The sequence below is a fragment of the Streptomyces hydrogenans genome, assembly GCF_014656075.1.
Taxonomy (GTDB): Bacteria; Actinomycetota; Actinomycetes; order Streptomycetales; family Streptomycetaceae; genus Streptomyces; species Streptomyces hydrogenans.
In genome coordinates this window covers 1,937-6,289 of sequence record NZ_BNBS01000217.1, presented here as the reverse complement: position 1 = coordinate 6,289, position 4,353 = coordinate 1,937, and the positions used below count along the sequence as shown (strand labels likewise).

At 76.0% G+C, this 4,353-nt stretch carries 2 protein-coding genes; both read left to right on the top strand.

What is annotated here, in order from left to right; all coding sequences use genetic code 11:
• A partial coding sequence (locus tag IE321_RS40080; protein ID WP_190226569.1) for an ATP-binding protein occupies positions 1–2,921 on the top strand: 2,921 nt, incomplete at its 5' end.
• Between the two features lie 192 nt (positions 2,922–3,113).
• Positions 3,114–4,292: an acyl-CoA dehydrogenase family protein gene (locus IE321_RS40075; protein WP_043220189.1), complete on the top strand. Its 1,179-nt coding sequence runs from the start codon at positions 3,114–3,116 to the stop codon at positions 4,290–4,292.
• The last annotated feature ends 61 nt before the right edge of the window (positions 4,293–4,353 follow it).

The window sequence follows — 4,353 nt, the reverse complement described above, 5'->3', positions numbered from 1 at the left end:
CGGCGTACGAGGAGGTGCGCCGGACGCTCGCCGACCGGCTCGGCGCCGACCCCGGCCCCGAACTCCGCGCCCTCCACGAGCGGCTGCTCTCGGGCGAGGGCCCCGAGGCCCCCGGGCGGCGGGCCCCCTCGCTGCCCGCCCGCCTCACCTCCTTCATCGGCCGGGACGAGGAACTCGCCGCACTGTCGGGTGAGTTGACGTCCAGCCGGCTGGTGACGCTGCTCGGCCACGGTGGCGTCGGCAAGACCCGGCTGGCCCTGGAGGCGGCGGAGGCGTACGAGGGCGACGGCACCGTCCATCTCGCCGAACTCGCCTCCGTGCGCGAGGAGTCCGAGGTCCCGGGCGCGGTCCTCACCGCCCTCGGCGCCCGCGAGACGATGCTCCGCGGCTCCGACGGACTCCTCGGCGGCGACCCGCTCTCGCGCCTGGTGGAGCACTGCGCGGGACGGCGGATGCTGCTGATCCTGGACAACTGCGAGCATGTGGTGGGTGCGGCGGCGCGGCTGGCGGAGGTGGTGCTGGCACGGTGTCCGGGGGTGCGGGTGCTGGCGACGAGCCGGGAGCCGCTGGGCGTGCCGGGAGAACGCTCGCGGCCGCTGGGCCCGTTGCCGGAGGCGGCGGCGTTGCGGCTGCTGGGGGAGCGGGGTGCGGCGGCGCGCCCGGGCTTCGAGGTGGCGGGGGACCTGGTGTCGGCGCGCGAGATCGTGCGGCGGCTGGACGGGCTGCCGTTGGCGATCGAGCTGGCGGCCGCGCGGGTGCGGGTGCTGTCGCCGCGGCAGATCGCGGACCGGCTCGACGACCGCTTCCGGCTGCTGACGTCGGGGGCGCGGACGGTGCTGCCGCGCCAGCAGACGCTGCGGGCGGTCGTCGACTGGTCCTGGGACCTCCTGGAGGAGCCGGAGCGGGCGGCGTTGCGGCGGCTGGCCGTGTTCACGGGCGGGTGTGACCTGGAGGCGGCGGAGGCGGTGTGCGCCGGGCCGGAGGGCGCCGACGTGCTGGACGTGCTGGCGGCGCTGGTGGACAAGTCGCTGGTGGTGTCGGCGCCGGGTGAGCGGGGGATGCGGTTCCGGCTGCTGGAGACGGTGGGGGAGTACGCGGCGGAGCGGCTGGACGAGGCGGGGGAACGGGCGGAGGCCGAGCGGGCCCACCTCACGCACTACCGCGAGCTGGCCCGCACCCGGGACCCCGCCCTGCGCGGTCCCGGTCAGGCCGCCGCCCTCGCCCTCTTCGAGCGGGAGCACGACAACCTGCGGACCGCCCTGCGGACGGCCCTCGCCGCCGGCGACGAGCAGGAGGTGCTGTGCCTCGTCCACTCCCTCGCCTGGTTCTGGCAGCTCCGCAACCACCAGAACGACTCCCGCACCTGGACCGCGGCCGCCGGCCGGCTCGGCCCCGACCCCTTCGAGCCGCCCGTGCGGCCCGCCGAACCCCTCCCCGGCCGCTGCCACGACGTGCCGCCGCCGTGGACGGGCGAGCGGCTGCGGGAGGCCCGGCGCGGTGCCCGGCTCTACGCGCTCGCCGCCCAGGGCGGGTCCGGCGCCACCGCCATGGAGCAGGACGCCGAGGCGCGCGAACGACTCCACCGGGTCGTCGCCGCCTACCGGCCCGGGCTGCCGCAGACCTGCCGCCAGCCCGGCACCGTCTGGTTCTTCGCCCGGCTCATGACCGGCGGGCTCACCGGCCTCGACACGACCCTCGCCCTTCTCGTCACCGCCTGCCGCGCCCACGGCGACCCCTGGGACCTGGCCTTCGCGCTGCTCATGCGGGCCAAGCTCGCCGGCCGCGGACCGGAGGAGGCTGCCGAGGCCCTCGCCCTCTTCGAGGAGGCGCGGGACGCCTGGGGCATCGCGGAGTCCCTGGCGGCCCGCGGCGAGGCGTACGAACGCGCCGGACGGCTCACCGAGGCCGCCGAGGACTTCGGCCGGGCCGCCGACGCGGCCGGGGAGGCGGGCGCCCGCTCCCAGGTGCCGGTCTTCACCGCCCGCCTCGCCGCCGTGCGCCTCCGGCTCCGCCCCGACGGGGACGAGGAGGCGGAACGGCTCCTCGCCGACGCCGCCGAGGAGGCCGCCCGGTGGGGCGCCGAGGCCGCCGGCAGCGGCCGGCTGCTCCTCGCCCAGCACTACGCCCACACCGGCCGCACCGGGCTCGCGCAGGAACAGCTGGGCCGCGCCGAGACCGAGTTCGGCGACCACACCCCCGCCCTGTTCTGGGGGCTCGTCGGCGGGATGCGGGCCTGGATCGACTGCCTGGACGGCGCCCACGACCGCGCCCTGGCCCGGCTCGGCCGGGCCGTCGACGACCTGGAGACGCTGGCCCACATGGTGGCGCCGTACCTGCTCGTGGCCCAGCTGGCCACGGGCGCGTGGGCGCTCGGCGGGCGCGGCCGCCCCGGCGACGACCGCACGGCCGCCCGGCTCCTCGGCGCGTACGACGCCCAGGACGGCGGGGGCCCGGGCGGCGGCTTCCGGCCGTACACCCCGCGCACCGAGGCCCTGATCCTGGAGGGCGCCGAGGCCGCCGCGCGGGCCGCGCTCACCCCGGAGGAGTACGCCGACGGGTACGCGGCCGGCCGGGCGCTCCCGGTGACGGCGGCGGCCGCGATGCCCCGGCGGGACGCGGAGGCCGCCGGGCCCGCGCCGGGCGCCCGGATGCGGGGTGCCGGGCCGGACACGAGAATGGCCAGTGCCGGGACCCACCCGCAGAAGCATGGAGGAGACGGCATGAACGCTGAGCCCGACGAGAAGTCCCGGGGGGACGTACCGACCCCCGACCGGCTGCTGCACTCCGGTTCCGAGGGAGAGTTCACGGCGGAGGACGTGGTGCTCGCCTCCGGCCGCGACGTGACACCGCAGACCCTGGCCTGGGCCGAACGCAGGATGGCGGAGAAGGGTCGCGCCTCCCTGGACGAACTCCTTCCGTAGACACCCGCGCTGTCCGTACCTGGATACCCGCGCTGTCCGTGGGTCCCTCCGAGGACCCCCGTACGAGCAGGGGCCCGGGAGCGGCGCGCCACCCGGCGCCGCCCCGGGCCTTCCACATTTGTGGAACACGTTCTACCGTGACCGCCGTCGTGCCGAGGACGCCGACGCCGACAGCCGTCACGGGAGGCCGGGATGCACCTGCAGTACACGCCGGAACAGAACCGCCTGCGCGCCGAACTGCGCGCCTACTTCGCGGAGCTCGTCCCCGAGGACGTGCACAGCCGGTACGGGGACCCGGCCGCCCAGAAGCGCTTCTACCGCGAGACGATCCGCCGGCTCGGCGCCGACGGCTGGCTCGGCGTCGGCTGGCCCGTCGCGTACGGCGGGCGCGGGCTCACGCCCATGGAGCAGTTCATCTTCTTCGACGAGGCGGCCCAGGCGGGCGTCCCGCTGCCGCTCATGGCGCTGAACACCGTCGGGCCGACGATCATGCAGTTCGGCACGGACGAGCAGAAGGCGTTCTTCCTGCCCGGCATCCTCTCCGGAGAGCTGGACTTCGCCATCGGGTACAGCGAGCCCGACGCCGGCACCGACCTCGCGGCCCTGAAGACCCGGGCGGTGCGCGAGGGGGACACCTACGTCGTCAACGGGCAGAAGATCTGGACGACCAACGGCGACACCGCCGACTGGGTCTGGCTCGCCGTCCGCACCGACCCCGACGCGGCCCCCCACAAGGGCATCACCATGCTCCTCGTCCCGACGAGCGACCCGGGCTACTCGTGCACGGTGATCAACACCCTCGCCTCGCACGACACCACCGCCAGCTACTACGACGACGTCCGCGTCCCCGTCACCCGCCGCGTCGGCGAGGAGAACAAGGGCTGGCGGCTCATCACCAACCAGCTCAACCACGAGCGCGTCACCCTCGCCGCCCACGGCACCATGGCCATCCGCGCCCTGCACGACGTCCGCCGCTGGGCCGCCGACACCCTCCTCTCGGACGGCCGCCGCGTCCTCGACCTCCCCTGGGTCCGCCGCACCCTGGCCCGCACCCACACCCGCCTCGACGCGATGAAGCTCCTCAACTGGCAGATGGTGAACGCCGTCCACCACGGCACCCTCACCCCCCAGGACGCCTCCGCCGTCAAGGTCTACGGCTCCGAGGCCCGCCGCGACGCCTACGCCGCCCTCATGGAGGTCGTGGGAGCCGCCGGCGCCCTCAAGGAAGGCTCCTCCGGCGCCGTCCTCCACGGCGAACTCGAACGCGGCTACCGCTCCGCCGTCATCTTCACCTTCGGCGGCGGCAACAACGAGATCCAGCGCGAGATCATCTCCTGGATCGGCCTCGGCATGCCCCGCGTCCGCCGCTGACCCCCGCGTCCGCCGCTGACCCCCGCGTCCGCCGCTGACCCCCGCGTCCGCCGCTGACCCC